At 47.5% G+C, this 21,944-nt stretch carries 20 protein-coding genes; 7 read left to right on the forward strand and 13 right to left on the reverse strand.

Features of this window, described 5'->3' with window-relative positions:
- Positions 1-2: 2 nt before the first annotated feature.
- Positions 3-2,612, reverse strand: coding sequence for an immune inhibitor A domain-containing protein (locus tag AC0VXX_RS17575; RefSeq protein ID WP_475515325.1), 2,610 nt, complete (start codon positions 2,610-2,612; stop codon positions 3-5).
- A gap of 267 nt (positions 2,613-2,879) precedes the next feature.
- Positions 2,880-3,482 carry a YhgN family NAAT transporter gene (locus AC0VXX_RS17580; RefSeq protein ID WP_119979302.1) on the reverse strand — a complete coding sequence of 201 codons (603 nt, stop codon included), beginning with the start codon at positions 3,480-3,482 and terminating at the stop codon, positions 2,880-2,882.
- A gap of 230 nt (positions 3,483-3,712) precedes the next feature.
- Between AC0VXX_RS17580 and AC0VXX_RS17585 the strand changes: the two genes are divergently transcribed.
- Together AC0VXX_RS17585 and AC0VXX_RS17590 are read left to right on the forward strand one after the other, a co-directional pair.
- The gene (locus AC0VXX_RS17585) at positions 3,713-5,311 is read left to right on the forward strand and encodes a ZIP family metal transporter (RefSeq protein ID WP_475515326.1); all 1,599 of its coding nucleotides are present in this window, start codon (positions 3,713-3,715) and stop codon (positions 5,309-5,311) included.
- An 84-nt stretch (positions 5,312-5,395) separates the two neighbouring features.
- Positions 5,396-6,166 carry an NRDE family protein gene (locus AC0VXX_RS17590; protein WP_475515327.1) on the forward strand — a complete coding sequence of 257 codons (771 nt, stop codon included), beginning with the start codon at positions 5,396-5,398 and terminating at the stop codon, positions 6,164-6,166.
- On the opposite strand, the gene AC0VXX_RS17595 is transcribed toward AC0VXX_RS17590, so the two are convergent.
- A complete protein-coding gene (locus AC0VXX_RS17595) occupies positions 6,163-6,585 on the reverse strand; it encodes a YybH family protein (RefSeq protein WP_475515328.1) in 423 nt (140 codons plus the stop codon). The genes AC0VXX_RS17590 and AC0VXX_RS17595 overlap by 4 nt on opposite strands.
- Positions 6,586-6,693: 108 nt before the next feature.
- Between AC0VXX_RS17595 and AC0VXX_RS17600 the strand changes: the two genes are divergently transcribed.
- Both AC0VXX_RS17600 and AC0VXX_RS17605 read left to right on the forward strand, forming a co-directional pair.
- The gene (locus tag AC0VXX_RS17600; protein ID WP_475515329.1) at positions 6,694-7,251 is read left to right on the forward strand and encodes a lysophospholipid acyltransferase family protein; all 558 of its coding nucleotides are present in this window, start codon (positions 6,694-6,696) and stop codon (positions 7,249-7,251) included.
- Positions 7,252-7,326: 75 nt separating this feature from the next.
- The gene (locus AC0VXX_RS17605) at positions 7,327-7,950 is read left to right on the forward strand and encodes a LysE family translocator (protein ID WP_475515330.1); all 624 of its coding nucleotides are present in this window, start codon (positions 7,327-7,329) and stop codon (positions 7,948-7,950) included.
- Between the two features lie 39 nt (positions 7,951-7,989).
- Here the strand turns inward: AC0VXX_RS17605 and AC0VXX_RS17610 are convergent, their stop codons facing one another.
- On the reverse strand, positions 7,990-9,246 hold the full coding sequence (locus tag AC0VXX_RS17610) for a mechanosensitive ion channel family protein (protein WP_475515331.1): 1,257 nt from the start codon (positions 9,244-9,246) through the stop codon (positions 7,990-7,992).
- A 407-nt stretch (positions 9,247-9,653) separates the two neighbouring features.
- Between AC0VXX_RS17610 and AC0VXX_RS17615 the strand changes: the two genes are divergently transcribed.
- A complete protein-coding gene (locus AC0VXX_RS17615; protein ID WP_475515332.1) occupies positions 9,654-10,316 on the forward strand; it encodes a DUF3157 family protein in 663 nt (220 codons plus the stop codon).
- 126 nt (positions 10,317-10,442) lie between these two features.
- Here the strand turns inward: AC0VXX_RS17615 and AC0VXX_RS17620 are convergent, their stop codons facing one another.
- The 4 genes from AC0VXX_RS17620 to hutC form a co-directional block, all read right to left on the reverse strand.
- On the reverse strand, positions 10,443-10,913 hold the full coding sequence (locus AC0VXX_RS17620; RefSeq protein ID WP_475515333.1) for a PaaI family thioesterase: 471 nt from the start codon (positions 10,911-10,913) through the stop codon (positions 10,443-10,445).
- 226 nt (positions 10,914-11,139) lie between these two features.
- A complete protein-coding gene (gene hutH / locus AC0VXX_RS17625; RefSeq protein WP_475515334.1) occupies positions 11,140-12,672 on the reverse strand; it encodes a histidine ammonia-lyase in 1,533 nt (510 codons plus the stop codon).
- Positions 12,673-12,696: 24 nt separating this feature from the next.
- Positions 12,697-14,376: a urocanate hydratase gene (gene hutU / locus AC0VXX_RS17630; protein ID WP_475515335.1), complete on the reverse strand. Its 1,680-nt coding sequence runs from the start codon at positions 14,374-14,376 to the stop codon at positions 12,697-12,699.
- 89 nt (positions 14,377-14,465) lie between these two features.
- Positions 14,466-15,173, reverse strand: a complete 708-nt coding sequence (hutC, locus tag AC0VXX_RS17635; RefSeq protein WP_475515336.1) for a histidine utilization repressor — start codon at positions 15,171-15,173, stop codon at positions 14,466-14,468.
- Between the two features lie 184 nt (positions 15,174-15,357).
- Here hutC and hutI point away from each other — a divergent pair, with 184 nt between their 5' ends.
- Entirely contained in the window at positions 15,358-16,584 is a 1,227-nt protein-coding gene (hutI, locus tag AC0VXX_RS17640) for an imidazolonepropionase (protein ID WP_475515337.1), read from the forward strand.
- Between the two features lie 578 nt (positions 16,585-17,162).
- Positions 17,163-18,238 (forward strand): IS3 family transposase gene (locus AC0VXX_RS17645; RefSeq protein WP_475514310.1). Its coding sequence is split into 2 segments (ribosomal slippage): positions 17,163-17,415 and positions 17,415-18,238, totalling 1,077 coding nucleotides; the frame shifts between segments, so codons are not numbered across the junction.
- 34 nt (positions 18,239-18,272) lie between these two features.
- On the opposite strand, the gene AC0VXX_RS17650 is transcribed toward AC0VXX_RS17645, so the two are convergent.
- From AC0VXX_RS17650 to AC0VXX_RS17670, 5 genes are all read right to left on the reverse strand, one after another.
- Positions 18,273-19,625 (reverse strand): anti-phage dCTP deaminase, encoded by a 1,353-nt coding sequence (locus AC0VXX_RS17650; RefSeq protein WP_475515338.1) that lies wholly within the window; start codon positions 19,623-19,625, stop codon positions 18,273-18,275.
- A gap of 70 nt (positions 19,626-19,695) precedes the next feature.
- Complete coding sequence (locus tag AC0VXX_RS17655; protein WP_475515339.1) at positions 19,696-19,848, reverse strand: hypothetical protein; 153 nt, start codon at positions 19,846-19,848, stop codon at positions 19,696-19,698.
- 485 nt (positions 19,849-20,333) lie between these two features.
- Positions 20,334-20,633 carry a hypothetical protein gene (locus AC0VXX_RS17660; RefSeq protein WP_475515340.1) on the reverse strand — a complete coding sequence of 100 codons (300 nt, stop codon included), beginning with the start codon at positions 20,631-20,633 and terminating at the stop codon, positions 20,334-20,336.
- A gap of 93 nt (positions 20,634-20,726) precedes the next feature.
- Positions 20,727-20,969 (reverse strand): GDCCVxC domain-containing (seleno)protein, encoded by a 243-nt coding sequence (locus AC0VXX_RS17665; RefSeq protein WP_475515341.1) that lies wholly within the window; start codon positions 20,967-20,969, stop codon positions 20,727-20,729.
- 134 nt (positions 20,970-21,103) lie between these two features.
- Positions 21,104-21,646 carry a helix-turn-helix transcriptional regulator gene (locus AC0VXX_RS17670; protein WP_475515342.1) on the reverse strand — a complete coding sequence of 181 codons (543 nt, stop codon included), beginning with the start codon at positions 21,644-21,646 and terminating at the stop codon, positions 21,104-21,106.
- Positions 21,647-21,944 lie beyond the last annotated feature (298 nt).

The raw sequence follows: 21,944 nt of genomic DNA on the forward strand, positions 1-21,944 counted from the left end.
CCTTATTGCTGCTTATGCCCACAAAAACGATAACCGAGCAATAATAACAACGACAGCGCCATCCAGCCCAAACTACCACCGCCGCCAGAGTCGGAACCGGTATCGTCATTACGGGTCGTGGCCACGATAACCGTTTGCGTCGCACTCGATTGAGTATTGCTGCCATCGGTGACCGTTAATGTCACCAGGTAACGCCCAGCATTGGCGTAGGTATGAGTAGGAGAGATATCGGTACTGCTACTGCCATCACCAAACGTCCACACATAGCTAAACGGCCCGCTGCCACCGGATGTGGTATTGCTAAACGCGACCCTTAACTCGGTCGCCTCATAATCAAAATGAGCACTGGGCAGATTGACCGATTCACTGCGGTATTCAAACCGCACCGTAGCAACGCTAGAATCCGCTTGCTGTTCAATAACCTCCATAGTGAGTCCTAATACTGGTAACACTAAACCTGATTGTGGCTGTAAGGGCGCACTGTAATCACGGCGATCATCGAACAAACTGATAGCCGATAGGTGATTGTCATTAAAATAGCGTGATTGATTGAACATGCTGAAAGTCGCATCGCGGATCTGTACTTGCGTGGCGGCGTTGCCAATTAAGTTTTGATCTGCGTCCACCACGCCAATCAAGCCTCTGCCCGGATGATTGCTGACGTTGTTATCGACCTCACTCAAGTTTTCCAACCATAACAGCACACCGGGCTCATAATCGCGACTGGCCAAGCCGGCATCGAGACCATTATGGCTGCGAAGTTGCACTAGGTAACGGCGCTCACCACCGGGGCGATTGTTATCAATTCGCACAAAACCCCCGGTTAACTGCATCACTCCGGCAGCTTCTGCGCCATCGAAATAAAGGCGATTATTACCATCAAATAAACCAATATCGTCAACCACAAAACCATATCCACCCACAGCTTCATCGGTGCGGTACACAATACTTAGTTGCCTACCCGTACTGCCAGCGTATCCAGAAACATCAAACGTTAAGTCGACCCAATTATCCACGCCCTCGGCCGCGCCGATATCCGCCGACGTGCCGGTGATAATATTGGTCGCACCATTAATCCCATTACTGGATCGAGTGTAATTACCCTTAAGCACTACACCATCGATCATCACCTGAGCATAATCATAATTAAGTTCAATATCCCAATGCGCTTTCATCTTAAGGGTCAAATTATTGCTTGCTGGAAAATCGATATTCACCGCTACCGCGGTACTCAGTAAATTGCCTTGATTGGAATAGTATTGATAAGCGCCAGAATAGGGCGCCTTAAAGGCAATATCGACCGCTGGCAGCCTCAGGGCAATTTGATTGACTTGGTCATAATTAACCGCCTCGACAAGGCGCACCTCTTGGCCGCCAATAGGGATACTGTCGAGATCGACTTGTAACTCTCTCACCCAGTTACCCCGATATTTATCCTGTAGATAAGAGCGAGCATAGGGGCTAAAACCCACAGGCTGGGTACCAGCAAGTTCACCCGACCAGCTGCCACTAGACATAATCGACCAATCTCCCACTGGCGAACCATCGCCAGTGTTGGTGGTGTCATATTCATCGGGCAAACCCAGTGCATGGCCAAATTCATGCACTACAACGCCAGCGGCGGCATCTATGGGCTGAATAGTGTAGCCAAACACTTTCTTGTTAGTGCCCGCAATAGCGTATCCTGGAGCACCGGCTTGATAGACAAAATAACGATGCGACCAAATTGCATCGCGCCCCAGTACGCCACCCCCCGCCTCTTCACCAATACTGGAATGAAACAGCATCACATGGTCGATATCACCATCGGCTTCATTAACATTACCATCGCCATCGAGATCGTAAGGGTCTTCCACGTCATAGGTGTCGATTTCGGCTTGACTCATATTAGCTAAGGCCTGCGTCACCGCCTCTTTAACTAATTCGGGCACGGCTTGATCGTCATCACTGTTATTAGGGTCATTTTCACCATAGTAAGCCGCATTTTGACTAGCGGTATACCAGCCCTTAACGTTACCCGTAAAAAATAAACTGCCGCCAGAAGCGGCTTGATAATATTTATAAGCACTGATGAGGTTTTGCCCCTGCGGCCCAGCAAAGCCCGAGGTGGAAAACATCAGATCTTGATAATGAGCGCGCGGATAACTGGGATAATACATGCTGGTATCGCCAGCAGATAAGCGATTGTTGTCGTGGGGTAGATCGGGGAAATCAATCAAGATAGCCAGCACTTTAACGGTTTTACTTATATCGGCGTCGGCGCGGGCGGCGGCAAAACTCATGGTGCGAGTGGACGGCAGACTCTTAGCCCGCAATCTTTGCTGGCGCTCAAGGCGGCTCAAGATAATAGCCGTATTCTGCGGGTAGCCCTTAGCTCTGGCGGTAAAGGCCGCAAGCGCATCACGGCGCTCGGCATCACTGGCATCGCTGGCCAATTCACCTCGTTTGACCAGCCAATAGAGAATGCGCTGCTGATTAATCACCCCTGCATCGGCAAATCCCCCAGAAGCATCGCCATTGCGCACTTGCGGGGCGGCAAGGGTACTTGAAGCCAGCAAAACTCCTGCCAAAAAAAACGCCGAGAGTTTTCTTGCAACACACTGATACTTCATCGTAATCCCCCCATACCCAACGGTAATAAATCGCCACAGTCATGAGCTAATCCACGCCAGCAGATATGCGGTATAGATTGGTTTATAGTGTTTATTCTAGTCTGCTAAGCACTAAAAGGATCACTATCACAGTCAATACACCATTGTGACGCTATGGCAATGGTTAGGGGGGAGATAGACAAAAAGGGGGGATTAAATAGTCACAGGGCTTACGATATGCGTTCACACAAGGCTTACCACATTTGCTGGCAAGCCTTGATGCTACAACTAGTTAGCTTGCCCCGTGTGCGCCATATAGTTGGCTATGCCATCAAGGAACATCTGCACCGAAATCATCACCAACACCATTCCCATTAGGCGCTCGACAGCGGTCAGACCTTTGTCACCCAGTAGCTTAGTGAACCCTTTATAGAAGAGTAAGATAACGGCACTGGCTCCCCAAGCACCTAACAAGGCGAGCGTCCAATCCATCATGCGGGTGCTATCGGTATGGGCTAACAAAATTAAGGCCGCTAATATCGACGGTCCAGCCATGAGTGGAATAGCCATTGGCACGATAAATGGCTCTTCGCCCGCAGCTAATCCCACCACGCCACCGGGCTGTGGGAAAATCATCCTAATGGCAATCAAAAATAAGATGATACCGCCTGCGATGCTCACCGACTCAGAACGCAAATTAAGGAAGTTCAATATGGCTTCGCCAGCATACAGAAACAGCAGCATAATGATCAGCGCAAAGATTAACTCTCTGATCAGGACTCGGCGCCGCTTCTTGGGCTCAATATGACGCAATATAGAGGCAAAAATTGGCAGGTTGCCAAGCGGATCCATAATCAGAAACAACATTACCGCAGCAGAAAATATGTCCATAACTCAAATATTGGTCAAAAAATTTAAGCCTCATTGTACAACTTATTCTCAATACTTATCAGCAAATAGCACAACAAATGCAGGTTTTACACAACATCTTTACCCCATGAGCTGCGACGCTTATCGCCTTAGCTATGTAAATTAAATGATGCTGCGCGCTAATTATTCGATTGGACAGCATAACACTGGTATACTATCTGGCTTTCTAGACTCCCTTGTTAACACTAAATATGTACTATCTCGTCGCCAGTTGTATTGCACTCCTGCTAGGCCCACTGTTCTACCGTTTCTTTACCACGGGAACAGGCCTGCAAAAAGGCTTAGATGGATTTATCTTTGTCTCGCTAGGCGGCTTAGTGTTAATCCATATTCTGCCTGAACTATTAGAGCACGGTGGCTTCTTAGCCATAGTGTTTGTGATCATAGGTTTGTGGGGCCCCACCCTGAGTGAGCGCCTCTTCCATCGCTATTCTGAAGTGACCCATAACCTCACGCTAACGCTGGGTATCACCGGCCTATTGCTACACACCATGACAGATGGTGGCGCCATGGTATTAGCCCAACAAGAGGGCAACTCAGCGCTACTGGCCTTGGGTGTGATACTGCATCGGCTGCCAGTAGGTTTAGCCATATGGTGGTTACTTAAACCCCAAGTAGGCAACCGCTGGGCTATGGCGGTATTGGCTAGCATGATGCTACTCACGGGTGTCGGCTACTTCGCGGGCGAACAACTGCTTAACCACCTTAGCCTAGATAACACAGTTTACCTGCAAGCCTTTGTCACCGGCTCCATTTTGCATGTGGTACTGCATCAGCCTCATGGTAACAATATCAGCGATAAACAGGGTAAGTACGAATACCAGGCCGGTATTGGCAGCCTGCTCGGCATCGCCTTGCTGTTTATTTTACTCGCCATGGATTCAGGTGGGCACGAGCATCATGATCACAGTCACAGCACAGAACAACTGATGCAATGGTTACTGACCTTGGCGCCAGTGCTTATTTTGGCCTACGTTATTGCCACCTTGCGCTATCTGCTTGGTTTATCGCCACAGCACCCACAATTAGGCAAGCGCTGGCTGCAACGACTGGCAGGCCCTGAAGCGCTAGTGATCACCTTACTACTGTTAGGGCCAAGCTTAGCGATGATCCAACTGATTGGCCTAACCCTTATCGGCCTATTGCTCACGCTAACCAGAGTGCAACTAACCGATCCTCATCAAGGGCTGCCTATCTCGGCGTGGCGTTTTGGCTTCGCCCATTTAGTGGATAGAAGCGCGCCGTGGATCATCCTCAGTTTGATTTTGGCCAACCTCATCGGCCATCCATCAGTGCCGCTAGAAAGCCCATTGGTACAAGTGATGGTGCTAATGGCGCTGTTTTTACCTATGCGTTTTTGTAATCTTGGCGGCGCCGTCTTAGCCTTATCGCTGGCCTACAGTGGCTGGAGTATCGAGGCTGTCATGGTCGCACTGCTCGCCGCACCGGTATTTAATCTGGCGCAGCTAAAACTGATGAACTGGCCCCAAAGGTTGCTATTAGCCGGACTTATTATTATCTGCCTTTTAGGCACCCATTGGCTGATCCCGCAGTGGAGCACTATTATTGCCCTGCCGCAAAACCTGAATACCGCAGCCTTAGCCGTTATTGCCTTCCTGTTTGGCGCAAGCTTACTTAGGTTAGGGCCACGTAAATTTATGGCGCGCATCACCTTGTGGACACCAAAAGTTCACGACCATCATCACCATGATGATACGGCTCATGCACACGCTGATGACGCCATAAGCGCAAAACCTGAGCAGCACACTCACAAACATCATCACCATTAGTCAGGCGATGATGCCCATTTAGATGGCTTTTATGACGCGACAAAGCTAAATTAAAGCCATCATTTATCCTGTGAGTTTGAGCTAATGTGCATTCTCTTTGTCGCGCTTGGCGTACATCCTGACCATCCGGTTATCATCTGCGCTAACCGCGACGAGTTCCATGTGCGCCCCACAGAACCCGCCCACCTCTGGCCGAGTGAGCATCATGTTCTGGCAGGCAAAGATCTCCAAGCGGGGGGAAGCTGGTTAGGCATCAATCAACAGGGCGATATTGCGGCGCTGACCAATATTCGCGCGCCAGAGCAACTGCATGCCGATAGCCGCAGCCGTGGGGAATTAGTGATCAAAGCGTTAAACGAACCGAGCAGCATTACCCATAACTGGCTCAGTGAGCATCATCAACGCTACAACCCATTCAACCTATTGTTTGGCCGCCACAATCAACTCTATTGTTACCACAGCTTAGATAACAGCCTTAAGCAACTCACGCCCGGCTTTCATGCCATCAGTAATGGGGCCTTAGACGATATTTGGCCAAAAATGGCTAAAGGCACCCGCGCCTTGGAGCAACAACTGTCGCAAACAACGCCCCCCGATATCGATGCCCTGCTCGCCATTATGACCGACCAAAGCCAAGCTCAAGACAGCGAACTGCCACAAACAGGCATCGCATTAGAGTGGGAAAGACTGCTGTCGTCTATCTATATTAAACACCCAGAATATGGCACGCGCTCGACCTCGATTATCTTGCAAGATAACCAAGGCAATAGCGAGTTTATCGAGGTACGATACGATGGCAAGGGGCGCAACCTAGGGCGGCAGCGCTTTACCCTTAGCCCAGAGATAACCGCTTAATCAGAGGTATGATCATGGGTGATCACCCATTTATCATCAATTTTTTCGACTAACAGGGTAAACACACCGTTGGGCTGATCTTTTGCCCGCGTCAACTCCCAGCGCCCGACCACTAGGGCAGCATAGTTGCTGAGCATTTTGATCTCGTTAATGGTGAATTTTAGTGTGCCTAATGTCGCCTTGTCTGGGTAGTTTTTCTTATAGGCCGCTAATGTCTCTTCCCAGCCATAACGAAATTTATTACCCGAGACAAACCGCACCTTGTCATTGTGCCAATAACCCTGCATATACGCATCTAAGTCGGCGCGATTCCATGCGTCCTGCTGCTCGGTGATCACCTTGGTGATCTCATCCGTAGGCACTGCCTGCGCCGGAAAGACCAACAACAGTACCAGCATTAACCATCCATTTTTAACCATGATGTACTCCATCGGGAGAAATTAAGGTGTAGTATATAATAAACTACTGTAAGACATTATCAGTTAACCAAAAAAACACCCAACTGCATTATTAAAAGAGCTTAAATTATGCTGCAAACCCTGTGTAAAACACTACTCAAGTTAATGGGCTGGAAAATTGATGGCGCCTTACCGACCACGCCGCAATACATTGCCATTGTGGCGCCCCACACCAGTAACTGGGACTTTATTATCGGTGTATTGGCCCGTGGTGCTCTGGGACACAACATCCATTTCCTCGGAAAACATCAACTCTTTATTCCACCTTGGGGCTGGTTGTTCAAGGCCATTGGCGGCACGCCAGTGGATCGGCGCAAGAATAACAATCTAGTGGACGCCGTGGCGCAACTGTTTAAAGCCGATGCCCACTTTAAACTAGCCTTAGCGCCAGAAGGCACCCGTAGCCCTGTCACGCGCTGGAAAACAGGCTTCTACCATATTGCACTGGCAGCCGATGTCCCCATTGTCACGGTCGCATTGGATTTTGCCCATAAAACCGTGGTGATCCCACCCGCCATAAAAGTCAGTGGTGACATAGCACAAGAGATGGGCGCTATCTTAGATTTCTACCGCACCATCAAGGGACGCTACCCTAAAACCATTCCCGATTACAGCGCGCAAAAATAGCCACGGGCAGGTTTGCTAAAGCGGGTCGCACTGGTTATAGTGCGGCCACTGCCCATTTTATCTACTAGCTTTACTATGAGTTTTGATACCTGGTTACTGTACCTGTTTGCCGTCTTATTGATTGCCATTTCACCAGGCACCATGGCAGTACTCTCGATGAGCCACGGTATCCATTTCGGTAAAACCCGCAGCTTGGCGACGGCGCTAGGCAGCGTCAGTTCAGCGTTACTCTTGATGTTAGCCTCTGCAGCGGGGCTGGGGGCACTGTTAAGTGCCACAGAGCATGGTTTCGCGCTACTCAAATACTGCGGCGCCGCTTATCTGCTGTTTCTTGGCATCAAACTCATCATGACCAAAGCCAGCGCTCAAGGGCTAGATTTGCAATATATCAAAGGCAAAGGATCGCCTAAGCAAATGTTTAAAGAGGCATTTTTAGTGGGTATTAGTAACCCCAAAGATCTACTCTTCTTCGGCGCACTGTTTCCACAGTTTATCGACATCAATCAGCCCCAAATGCCACAACTGGCCATATTGGCGCTCACCTGGGCAGTGATAGATTTTAGCTTTGTGATGATCTATGCCAGCATGGCTAATATGCTGGCTCCCAAACTCAAATCCAGTAATCGACTGCATTGGTTCGATAGAGTCAGTGGCGGCGTGTTTCTTAGCCTCGCCGCCATTTTAGTCACTAGAGAGTGAGCTTGAGGACTGAGTCTGACTCCCCGTCACACCTTAAGGCTAATGCTCGACCTTCAAACTACGAATATCGGCACCTGTGGGTGATTGGAACGCTCGCAGATTGAATTGCGGTAGTACAGCATAAATATGATCGAATATATCCGCTTGAATATCTTCATAAATAGCCCAGCGGGTATCGTTGGTGAAAATGTAGATCTCTATCGGTAAGCCTTCGGTTGTTGGGGCTAATTGACGCACTAACAGCGTCATATCTTGATGCACTTTTGGATGCTTGTGCATATATTCCAGTAGATAAGCCCTAAACGTGCCCACATTGGTTAGATTACGGCTGTTAACTGGCATATCACCATCTTCGATATGGGCGTTAAATTCGGTAATTTCAGCCTCTTTACGAGCCAGATACTCTTTTAATAAATTAATTTTACCTAAGCGTTGCTTCTGCTCTTCACTGAGAAAGGCTATCGAGTCGATATCGATATTTACCGCACGTTTAATGCGTCGCCCACCCGACTCTTGCATGCCACGCCAGTTTTTAAAGGCATCAGACACCAGCGCATAAGCGGGGATCATAGTGAGTGTGCGGTCCCAGTTACGCACCTTAACCGTGGTTAATGACACCTCTTCGACCGCACCGTCGGCACCATATTTGTCCATCTGGATCCAATCACCAGGGCTTACCATACGGTTAGCGGCAAGTTGGATACCCGCAACAAAGCCTAAAATGGTGTCACGGAACACCAACATCACCAAACCGGTGGCAACACCTAAGCCGCTAAGGAAGTACACCGGAGACTGCTGGGCCAACACAGAGATAGAGATGATGATAGCCACAAAGAACATAAACAGCTTTAGCAGCTGCACAAAGCTCTTAATCGGTAAGCGGCGGCTGATAAGGTTTACATCGGCAATCTCATTGAGTGCATCCAGAGCACAATACACCCCGCGCACAAACAAAATAACAATAGCGACATCCAGCAGGCGGTCGGCCAAGCTGCTCAGCAGTGGATGCCCCACTAATGCCAGTGGCAGTAAGATACTTAAAATCAAGGTCGGAACCAGCAAGGCAAACTTTTCTAGCACCTGATGGCGCATAAAAATGTCATCCCAAGTAACCTTAGAGCGCTGGATCACCAGATTCATGGCCTGCACCACACCACGTTTGACAATCAGGTAACCGATTAGCGCGATCAGTACGCTCACTAGCAACATAATTCCGGTAGAGACGCCATCGGCTGGGGTATCAATACCAAAGTGAGCCAGCCATTGCGACACATGTACGCGTAGTTCTTGATCCAAAATATTTATCTCCTGAGGCGAAATGTCTCGCGCCGCTAAACCGTTAACATCGCCATATCAGTGGCGGGTCATCCATGCGTATCTGCTTACTAACAAAAGTATTACAAATACTTATTTTTAAAGCTGTTTTAATCCTATTGCTCGACTGTAATATAAAGCCGAACAACAATCCATTTCTACGCCATAAGAATTGCTGCCACGACAAAGCTGGCCTAGGTTGCTTATTAAAGCGAGATGACACACATTAGCCGATAATCGTAAACCTCAGCCCTGAAAACCTAAACTCGCGCAGTGGGTTACCCTATCTGAGGCATAAAAAACCTATGTTGCTTGATATGGTGTATAAATTTTCTCTCAGTTTGTCTATGCTAGCCTACTTGGTAACCCTATTGAATCGGTTTAACTCCATGTATAAAGCACTACCCTATTATGCCTATGCCGCCTTGGCCATGATGCTGATATCGCTATCGACGTTCGCTAAGGATATGGCGCCAGAGCCAGTAGCCATTGTCACCCTTGAAAATGGCGCTAGCGTCAAACTCAATGATGACTTTACTTGGGAATATGTGTTTCTAGAAAACCAACCCACAGCACAAGCCCCAAAAGATACGCCTACAAGCCCAGCACCAAATACGCCCGAGTTCAATGCAGCGGCACAAGGTGCAACAGTCGCAACCGTCACCACCGCCGAGGTCGCCAATAGCTTAACCAGTCGCGCCATCGAACAGTCAGACCTGCTTAAGTCTACGGCAAAAAATGGAGTTAAAATTAGCTACCTGAATAGCCAATGGGACAGTAAGGGGCGCTTAGGGCTTAACTTCGAGCTTAGCAGTACCAGCCCAGAAAGTTATGTGATGATCGAGCTAGAAATAGGCTTATTTGCCGACTCTGGCCAGCTACTCAAAAAGGAAACAGTTGAAGTGTGGCAGGCCATTTTCAGAATGCCCGAAACCTATCTTCGCAAAGGCCAAACCCGCAAGAGCGACACGTTTTGGATTGAAGGGGTAGATAAAGCTCAGTGGAGCAAGCAGTTACTAACACTCAAAATGAAAGAGATGGACTCACGCTAAGCCAGCTTATTCACGCTCACATTAACATCACAGGTCTAGTTATTGATGAGACCAAAGAGGCTCAATCATCCGTGATTGAGCCTCTTTGGTTAGCACTTCACATTAAGATGCGATACAGCAAGTCACTTACATCATGGTCTCGGGCATCTTAACCGCCACCATATGACCTCTAGCACAAAGAGTTCCGCCAGCAGACAGTGAAATATCGACCACCACTTTACGCGGCGTCACCTCTTTAATCACACCAACAAGCGCTAACTCTACGCCCATTGGTGTAGGTGCTAAGTAATCAATATTCAGCGCCGCGGTCACAAATCGCGGCGGCTCGGCATCCGCTTCACCCACCTGTAGCAAGGCGCGCTGAGCCGCAGCACTGGCACTGCCGGTACCATGGCAATCGATAAGCGAGGCAATAAGCCCACCATAAACAAACCCCGGAATAGCAGTATGAAAAGGCTCAGGCATGAAGTGGGCAACGGTATTTTCTCCTTGCCAATAGCTCTTCAATTGATGCCCCTGACTATTGTTACGACCACAGCCATAACAGTGGCTTAAATCATCAGGATAGGCATCCTGAAACGCGACTCCTTGCTGCATCTACACACGTCCTCTATCAATAATGGCGAGTCACCACGCTATATCGATTCGCCCCCTTGAACAATACCAACTTAAGGCTTAATCCCAACTATCTACTCTTACCCGCTCTGGCACTCACAAGTGCAGATGTTCAAAGAGTATGAAGGCGTATTGACTGCTTCCAACTAAACGCCATCCAATAAAAAAGGGCCATTAGGCCCTTTCTGCGACAACTAAAGCGATACCATTAAAAGCTTGGCATAGTGCCCGCTGGCAGGTAAGCATTGAAGCTTGCGGTCAATAGCAAGCCTGTCGCCGCTTCGATATCAGGGCCAAAGAAACGGTCTTTATCGTAGTAAGTGACTAACTCACGCAGTTCCGCCTTGGCTTTGGCTACCGCGACACTGGGCTGCAATGGCGCTCTGAAATCAAGTCCCTGCGCCGCAGCGAGTAACTCCACCGCCAACACACCACGGGTGTTCTCTGACATATCACGCAGACGACGGGCCGCAAACGTTGCCATCGATACATGATCTTCTTGGTTAGCCGACGTCGGTAAGCTGTCAACAGACGCCGGATGCGCGTAAGTCTTGTTCTCTGAAGCCAACGCCGCTGCTGTCACTTGCGCTATCATAAAGCCAGAGTTTACGCCGCCATTCTCAACGAGGAATGGCGGGAGTTTTGACAGGTTTGAGTCGATCAGCAGCGCAATACGGCGCTCGGCAATCGACCCAAGCTCAGCAATCGCTATCGCCAAGTTATCGGCAGCCATTGCCACAGGTTCGGCGTGGAAGTTACCGCCAGAGATAATGTCGCCGGTATCTTGGAACACTAACGGGTTATCGGTCACGCCATTAGCCTCAACCGCCAGCACATCGGCAGCATGTCGAATTTGGGTCAAACAGGCACCCAGTACCTGCGGCTGACAACGCAGAGAGTAAGGATCTTGCACCTTCTCACAGTTGACGTGATCTAGACTGATCTCCGACTCATCACCTAATAGATGACGGAAAATTGCTGCCGAATCGATCTGGCCTTTTTGGCCACGCGCCGCATGAATACGAGGATCGAACGGACTACGACTGCCCATTGCCGCTTCGACACTCATGGCACCAATCACCGAGCTAGCGGCAAATAGATCTTCTGCGTTAAACAACCCTTCCAGTGCTAATGCGGTCGACGCCTGTGTTCCATTAAGCAGCGCCAAGCCTTCTTTGGCCGCCAACTCAATGGGTTTAAGACCTGCGATTTCAAGACCTTCAGCAGCTGAAATCAGCTCACCACGATAACTCATCTTGCCTTCACCAAGCAGCGGCAGACACATGTGTGACAGTGGCGCTAAATCGCCTGATGCCCCCACAGAACCTTTCTCAGGCACACAGGGGTAAACTTCGGCATTGACCAAGGCGATAAGAAAGTTAATCACCTCAAGTCGGATACCCGAAAAACCACGGCTAAGGGAATTAATTTTGAGCACCATCATCAAGCGCACGGTCGCATCGCGCATAGGTTGGCCGGTACCCGCTGCATGAGACAGCACGATAGAACGCTGCAACAACTGCAGATCATCATTACCTATTTTGGTGTTGGCCAGCAGACCAAAACCTGTGTTGATACCATAGACAGTGCGACCTTCATCGACAACTTGCTGCACCAGACTGGCACTGGTATTGATATCGGCAATGGCACTTGGACACAGCTCAAGACTCACTTTACTGCGGCTAATTTCGCGCAGTTGTTCTAGGCTAAGGGTGCCCGGTTTTAATACTAAATGATGCATAAATACGCTCTCTTATTATTGTTATTATTTATTTGCTGTGGTGAGCATGGGCAGATCTAAGCCCTGCTCGGCGGCGCATTGCTTAGCAATATCGTAGCCGGCATCGGCATGACGCATCACCCCTGTTGCAGGGTCATTCCACAATACACGGCCTAAACGCACGGCGGCATCATCGCTACCATCAGCCACAATCACCACACCCGAGTGCTGACTAAAGCCCATGCCGACACCACCACCATGATGCAAGGAGACCCAAGTGGCGCCACTCGCTGTATTGAGCAATGCATTCATCAAGGGCCAATCCGATACCGCATCGCTGCCATCAAGCATAGATTCGGTTTCACGGTTAGGGCTGGCAACAGAGCCTGAATCTAAGTGATCGCGACCAATCACAATTGGCGCCGATAGCTCACCATTTTTAACCATCTCGTTGAACGCTAACGCTAAACGCGCACGGTCTTTTAATCCCACCCAACAGATGCGCGCAGGCAAACCTTGAAACGCAATGCGCTCGCGCGCCATATCCAGCCAGTTATGCAGCTGCGGGTTATCAGGAATAAGCTCTTTGACCTTGGCATCGGTTTTATAGATATCTTCTGGATCACCAGACAGTGCCGCCCAACGGAACGGGCCAATACCTTCACAAAACAGCGGACGCACATAGGCAGGCACGAAACCGGGGAAATCGAATGCGTTCGCTACGCCCTCTTCGAACGCCATCTGACGAATATTATTGCCGTAATCGGTCGTAGCAGCACCTGCCGCTTGCAGCGCTAACATGGCCTTAACTTGCACCGCCATCGATTGCTTAGCCGCTTTAACTACCGCAGCTTCATCTTTTTGACGCATCTTAGCAGCCTGTTCTAGCGTCCAGCCTTGGGGTAGATAGCCGTTAAGTGGGTCATGGGCAGAGGTTTGATCGGTCACCACATCAGGGGTAATGCCGCGCTCGACCAACTCGGCAAACACATCGGCAGCATTAGCAAGTAAGCCGACTGATACGGGAGTGCCCGCGTTGTTCGCTGCATCGATCATAGCTAACGCTTCATCTAGGTTAGTGGCCTTTTTATCTACGTAGCGGGTACGTAGGCGGAAATCGATACGCGTCTCATCAACCTCACAAGCCAGCACCGAATAGCCCGCCATGGTGCCTGCTAAAGGTTGGGCTCCGCCCATGCCGCCAAGGCCGCCAGTTAAGATCCACTTTCCCTTCGACTCACCGCCAAAGTGCTGCTTAGCCATAGCAACGAAGGTTTCATAGGTGCCCTGCACTATGCCTTGGGAGCCTATATAGATCCAAGACCCCGCGGTCATCTGGCCATACATAGCCAAACCTTTTTTATCTAGCTCGTTAAAGTGTTCCCAGTTAGCCCAATGCGGTACTAGATTTGAGTTGGCGATGATCACGCGAGGCGCGTTGCTGTGGGTCTTAAATACGCCCACTGGCTTACCAGACTGCACCAACAAGGTTTCATCATCTTCTAGCCGCTGCAGTACTTCGATGATCTTGTCATAACACTCCCAGTCACGCGCCGCTCGGCCAATGCCACCATAGACCACGAGGTCTTCTGGACGTTCGGCCACATCGGGATGCAGGTTGTTCATCAACATGCGCATCGGCGCCTCGGTAAGCCAACTCTTACAGCTTAATGTTGTGCCGTGGGGCGCGATAATGCGACGGCTTGGGTCGTGTCTATTGGTCATGGGTTTTCCTCAATTTGTGTTATCTCATCACTTAACGCGATTGTTATATTTAATATTTTTGGTGTTACGCTCATTTCATCAGGCAGGGGTTAACGGTTAAAGGTCAAATGACCACCTAAACGGAAACGACTACCGGGGTGGATAAGCCGCGCAAAACTCACCACACCTTGGCGTGACCAGGTGCGACGTAAGATCTGCAAGCAGGGCTCACTGCCTTCAATCTGCAATTGTTGTTGCTGTGACGGATTGGCAAGGATCGCCTCGATGGTGTGACGTGCCTCGGTCAAGGGCGCCACAAATGACAGGTACTCATGAGGCGTTTGCAAAGTGTAATCTTGCTCAAGGTAATCAGGCGCCAGTTGCGGATTAACATAGCGCTCCTCAATTTGCAGCGGCAACGCCTGCTCGCAGTGCACTAACAGCGAGTAAAACACAGGGCAACCCTCTTCGAGCCCCAAGGCTATCGCTGTCTGCGCTTGCGCCTGAATCTGTTTTAGTTCAAGTTGCTGCACGCTATAGCCATGACCGCGGTCTTTGATCTCATCGGCTATATTGCGAATCGCCAGCATCGACGACTGCGACTTTAGCCCAGCCACAAAAGTGCCTAGCCCTTGAGAGCGCTCGAGCACGCCCGATTCAGTGAGCTCTGTTAACGCCCGTCTGGCCGTCATGCGACTACACTCAAACAGCTCGGCTAACTGATTTTCAGACGGCACGCGGCTATGTTGTTGCCACTCACCGGTTTCAACCTTGGTCAGAATGAATTGTTTAATCTCAGCAAACTTAGGCGTAGCCATCTAAGCTCCTTAAGCTTATGGTGATGACCCCATCATCTTGATGCAGACTGTGATAGGGCAATATCACTTTAAAAGTGATTAAATTAACCGCTATAATCCTAGCTTGTATATACAAGCAAGCACAAGCTAGCTCACACAAATTAATGATCGCGACATGTTTAGGTCGCACCTTGAGGGAAATATTATGTCTTGGGATCAGGTTTGGATTGACGTCAACATTGCGACAATGGATCCAGATATTTCAGTGCCTTACGGTGCAATCACCGATGCGGCTCTGGCGGTAAAAGAGGGCAAAATTGCTTGGGTTGGCCCACGCAGTGAGTTGCCACAATTTGACGTATTGTCAACGCCAGTTTACAGAGGTAAAGGCGGCTGGCTGACCCCGGGCATTATCGATGCCCACACTCATTTAGTGTTCGCGGGTAATCGTGCCAATGAGTTTGAACTGCGCCTGCAAGGCGCCAGCTACGAAGAGATTGCGCGGGCGGGCGGCGGTATCATCTCGACAGTCAAAGCCTGCCGTGACGCATCAGAAGCCGAGTTATTTGACCTTGCAAGGCAACGTCTCAATGCCCTAGCTAAAGAGGGAGTAACCACGGTCGAGATAAAATCAGGCTATGGGCTGGATACCGACACCGAACTCAAACTGCTGCGCGTTGCTCGTGAGCTTGGCAAGCATCATCATGTGGATGTAAAAACCACGTTTTTAGGCGCCCATGCGATCCCGCCAGAGTATAAAAATAATAGCGACGCTTATGTGGATCTCGTTATCGACGAGATGCTACCCGCGGTGATAGCTGAAAACCTTGCCGATGCCGTCGATGTGTTTTGCGAAAATATCGCCTTTAGCCTAGCGCAAACGGAGCGCGTACTCAGCGCCGCCAAAGCGGCAGGGCTGGATATCAAGCTTCATGCCGAGCAGTTATCTAATTTAGGCGGCTCGGCTATGGCCGCCAAGCTGGGCGCTAAATCGGTGGATCATATCGAATACTTAGATGAAGCAGGTGTAAAAGCCCTCAGTGAAAGCGGTACCTGTGCCACCCTGCTCCCCGGCGCATACTACTTCCTGCGTGAAACCCAGATGCCCCCCATCGACTTGTTGCGCCAATATCAAGTGCCTATGGTGCTCGCCAGCGATTACAACCCCGGCTCATCACCGCTGTGTTCGAGCCTATTGATGCTCAACATGGGTTGCACCCTGTTCCGCTTAACGCCAGAAGAAGCCTTAGCCGGCATGACACGCAACGCCGCCAAGGCGCTGGGTATTGAAGAGAGTGTCGGCGTATTACGCGCTGGCATGCAAGCCGACTTCTGTCACTGGGATATCACCACCCCAGCCGCACTGGCCTATAGCTATGGGGTTAATGTGTGTAAGGATGTGGTAAAAAAAGGCCGATTAGTGCATCAATAGCCTTGGCTTAGCCTAAGCGATGAGGCTGACTCACCGTTTAGGTTTGTTTACCCCAAAGGGATTTGATACTTAACCTGCGAATTTAATTACCATAGTTTTATGGTGTTCAATTGCTTGCCGCAGGTGCAGTATAGGGACATACCAATGTCGTGATCACATGGACGTGAAGAACGACCTCATGCGCAGATACGGTCTCGACACGCGGTAAATATGTCCCTATACGCTCCACCAAAACATCCATGTTTTCGAGGGTCTCAGCCGTATCTACACCTCGTCATTCGTCTCTTCGATTTAACTTAATATATAATCCTATTGAGGGTAATATTATTTTTAATTAGAGAACTTCTGTTCAACTATGCCTGTAATCTTCGCTTCATATTCATGGTAGCTATCTAGATACTGTGAATCAATATGGTATAGATCGTTAACTCGAATCTTAATCACATGCCCATCTAATTCTTTTCTCTTACCATTGGATTTAAAAAACCGTTCAAACATATTAGGAGAGGTAATCCCCCCGAAAAATAACAGCTGTTAAAAGTAGAGTTTTCTCGTAAGTTAAACGCAGGAGGTTCTATATGAAAAAGTCGCGGTACACGGATAGTCAAATTATGACGATTTTGAAGCAAGCTGAAGCTGGTACGCCCGCACCTGAGCTTTGCCGAGAGCACGGTATGAGCAGTGCAACGTTTTATAAATGGCGTGCTAAATATGGGGGAATGGATGCATCACTCATGGCTCGGATGAAAGAGCTAGAAGATGAAAATAGGCGACTTAAAAAAATGTACGCAGAAGAGCGTCTTAAAGCTGAAATCATTCAGGAAGCTATGGCAAAAAAGTGGTAAAGCCCTGTGAGCGAAGAGAACTCGCTCAGTTTGCGGTGGCTAACCACAACATCAGTATTAGTAAGGCCTGCTCGGCTTTCTTTATCAGTGAGACATGCTTTCGTTATCAAGCAAAATTATCGGCGGAAAATACACAGATTTCAAATTGGCTAATTAAGCTGACCGAAGATGAAAGTGATTGGGGCTTCGGTCTGTGCTTCGATTATTTACGTAATGTAAAAGGCAAGCCATGGAATCATAAGCGAGTGTACCGAATTTACTGTGAGCTAGCGCTGAACCTGCGTATTCGTCCAAGACGTCGACTCAAACGAAATGCACCGGAACCACTAAAAGAGCCGATAAAACCTAACCAAGTATGGTCTGTCGACTTTATGCATGACCAGTTATCAGATGGTCGAAATTACCGATTATTTAATGTCATAGATGATTATCGGCGTGAAGCTTTAGTGATTGAACCAGGATTTTCACTTCCTGCTGTAAGGGTTATTAGAGCGCTAGAGCAGGTATTTGAGTATCGAGCTAAGCCAACAGTTATTCGCTGTGACAACGGCCCTGAGTTTATCAGTACTGAGTTTACAACGTGGGCTAAATGCCAGAATATTCGAATTGAATATATTCAACCAGGTAATCCACAACAAAACGCTTATATCGAACGACATAACAAAACAATTCGGTACAGTTGGCTCAGCAAGTACCTGTTCGAATCAATTAAAGAGGTGCAGGACTATGCAACTAAGTGGTTATGGTTTTACAATCATGAAAGACCACATAAAGCTAATAACGGCAGGCCACCACTGATGGCTGCCTAACTTCTATTTTTAATTGCAGTTAAAAATGGGAGGATTACCGAGACACACCCTCAAATGGCACAAACTTCACTTTCCCATCTTCATAAGAATCTGAAATTGCATCTGAATGAAGCTTCAAAGCTAAGCTTTTCTCATAAGGTTCTATATAAACAACTTTTACAATTCCCGCAGCAACAATATGTCTAGCACAATTGTGACAAGGATATGTTGTTGCGTATAAAGTCGTATTAATTGTTGATTCAGAAGTTAAACGAGATAAAGAAACAATCGCATCCATTTCAGCATGAATCGCTCGAGAGTATTCAATTAAGGATTTTATTTTTGTCTTAGATGAAATCTGCTCACTTAACTTGTTTGCTAACACTTGGTCACCAAGTTCATCAACCAATAATTCAGCGATTTCATTTTTCAAAATGGATTTATGCTTATCATTCGAACATTGCCCATGATGTACACACCTGAAATCACTTTTAGAGTTTGCGGTGTAAAGCCCCCCCTTAAATTCAGGAACATCATTACAACCTGTAGCTATAACTCTACCAGATTGATCAAGTATCGCAGCTCCAACTTGCCTAGACAAACATGCTGACTTGAGTGACGCGGAATAAGCAGCGTGCATGCCGACTTCTTCATTCGTAGGAGTAATACCATTCACACCGTGTACTAATTTGATAAATCTACTAACTGAATTTTCTAAGAATTGACTTTGATTATGTGTATTACGAATAAAAAAGTCTGCACTATAAAGAGTTTTTTCTACCTGCTGCCCATAATCAACATCCCCTTTTCTATCTCGCCGAATTAATTCATCGACATCTGATGGGGATATTTTTTCATCCTCAAGATTATTAACCCTTTCCTTTTCAGTTCTTATTAACCCAACTAAATAAAAATTTTTAGGATAAACTTTTCGTAAAAGGCCAACCTCTGCAGGATGCTTCAGTTGGTCAACAACATAAGCTACTTTTTTATCTGTTTTAGTTAACTCTCCGGATTCTAAACCACTACCAAAAACTTCATCTCTTGTTATGGAAATATCACTAATAACACATGCTGCCAGTATATCTGGATCATACTTTTGTCTAAGAGAATCACCTTCGTTTTGTAAAGTTCGATACCTCTCACTCCCCGCTAACTCTCTATGCTGAAGATCAGTTTTATCAATAATAATATCACTAACTCTAATGTGAATTACCTCATATCCGGAACTTCTTAAATTAGCACATAAAGTATTTTTTAAAGCTTTTACTCCCGAACCAATTGCACCGCATAAACCGATAATTAATTCTTGTGAACGTCTAGAGTCTATCGTGTCACTCACGTTATTTTGATCCCCCATACCAGCATTAATATTTCGTAGTTTTGGGGCATTAGAACCTTTAGACATAAAAAAATCCTCAAGAATTAGTTTTGATAATTCTTGAGGATTTTTCCAACTAAATCAATAGTATTTTATTCTACCAATTAAGTTTTTCTGCAGCTTTCAAGATATTTCTCTTAGCTTTCTGAGCTGAACTTGTCTTGGTTGCAAAATCAACAACTTTACTTGTTCCAGTATTCATAGGGGCAGGTTTTTTTTTATTTTTATAATCAACCATATAAGAAACCATAGGTATCCTCTCCAATCCCAAACCACTAGATAAAAAAGCGAAAAATCCGCGTAATTCTACCTAGTTTTTTCCATCCATCAAGCAAAGATAATGTAATAACTCGCTTTTATCTATTTTTTTTTTATTTTTTGAGAGTTAAAACAAAAAAACAAAAAACATTTAAAATCAAGTAAATAAAAAAACCACTACTACATATGGTACAAAAAAAACAAAAAAATCTATATAGTGTGCCTTATCATACAACTTAACTGAGGTGTAGGTATGCCTGAGGGTATCGAAAACAAGGATGTTTTCGTTAAGCGGCCATGGATGGCTTTACAGCGGCCCGAAGACATACCTACACATAAGCATTCGTACAATCACGACATTCGCATATCCCTAGTCAACACCCACGGCCAGAGATTGATAACAGCGAAGGCAAGCATAATAGATGGCAGAGCTAAAACGCTTACCTACTGATGACCAATAATTCAGCTAATTCCTAACTAGGGACGTAAAAGCTCAAGCCATTCATCGGCATAGGCCAAAATAAATTTATAGGAGTGATCATCTGACAGGGTGATTTTAATGGCATCTGTGGTCACGGGAATAAAGCCGCCACCCGTCGCTACGCATTTCTCGACTTTAGATACCGATTGTCTATCGAGCTTATAGGGACCTAAGCCAAACTCTGTGTTGTACGGTTCAAAATGGATATCACTTTCGGTGACCCAAAACTTACCATCTGCGCGTGCGACGCCATTTTGAATGGTGGCATTTGACGACTTGATTACGGCTTGTTGCATGGCTTCCCTCTCCATAGGAAAGATTAAAGTACAGCATCAAAACTATAAAGCTTGCTGGAAGAAATCAATCGGCCAATCCAAAAAAATTTCTTATTACTTAGTCGCTTTAGCTTTACAGCAACCACTACCTTGCTGAATCGGCGGACACTTCACTGTGCCGTAAGAGCAGAACACGCAGCAATCACCCGCAAGCGGCTTAAGTAGTTGGTGACAAGCGGTGCACTCATAGAAAAACTGACAGGCATCGGTTGGCATGGTTTCTTGTGCATGCTTACCACAATAAGGGCAGGTTATTTCAGAAACTAACTCTATTGGGCTTAGTATCGGGTTCATCATGCCTCCACCTTTTATAGCGTACATGCAGCTCACATATAGCTCACATCGGTGTCGATAAGGTAAAAATCTATTCTAGTAAACTAAATGGCTTAGTTAAGGTGATTCGAGCTGTGCTGGGCAGGTTTGCCTAGCGACTAAGCAGCCTCATTTGCCGCAGCGCTCGAGGCTAACTCATCATTACGATCTTGGATAAAATCTTCCATAAACCAGGCACAGAAGGTGTGGCGACCATCGACATCGGCCTTGCTGTAAATAGAGGAAGCCTGCTGGCGTACGGTTTTCTCTTTGGTTTGCCTCACCTCGGCAATCTCTTTAAAACTTAAGCCTTTTAACAAGAGAAAGGCAACCTGTTGCTCGCTCTTAGTGAACCCCCAGGTCGTAAACTGACTAGAGACTGCCTGGCTATATTCTTGCCGAGCGGAGCGCATCTGGCTGGTCATGTTATCTATCTGCTTATCGGCTTTGGCTAGGCGCTGGGCTAAGGTTTTCACCTGCCGCGAACGGCGCATCAAGTCATGACTTAAGTAAACGGTCGCGATGACAGTAAGCAACACTAAAATCCCCTCTTGAGCTATATGCCAAGCAGGGATATCAAGCTGAAAGTCGGCGACAATATCAAGCAATTTAAACAGCATGATTAGCACCAACAACACAATAATGACGACATCCTTTTTCATGGGAACTTCTACTCCATCAGCAAGATCAATGACACCTAATAAGTTGATTTGATATCACATCTATTTAGGCTCTATTTCGCTACGAGCTGTACAACTTTCAACCTACCAGCAGCATAATGAGGCCTATGATGATAACCAAGCGCCTTATCGACGCAATTTGGGCACCACAAGGAAAAACAAATAAAATCATAAAATTAACTTATGGGACATATGTACCATAAGCGTTTTTATGATACATCTCCCCCAAGACATCAGTGTACCAAGCCTTAGACTAACAGCACACTTTAAAAGCAAAGAA

It is taken from the genome of Shewanella sp. QJM3NY_23 (genome assembly GCF_056173105.1).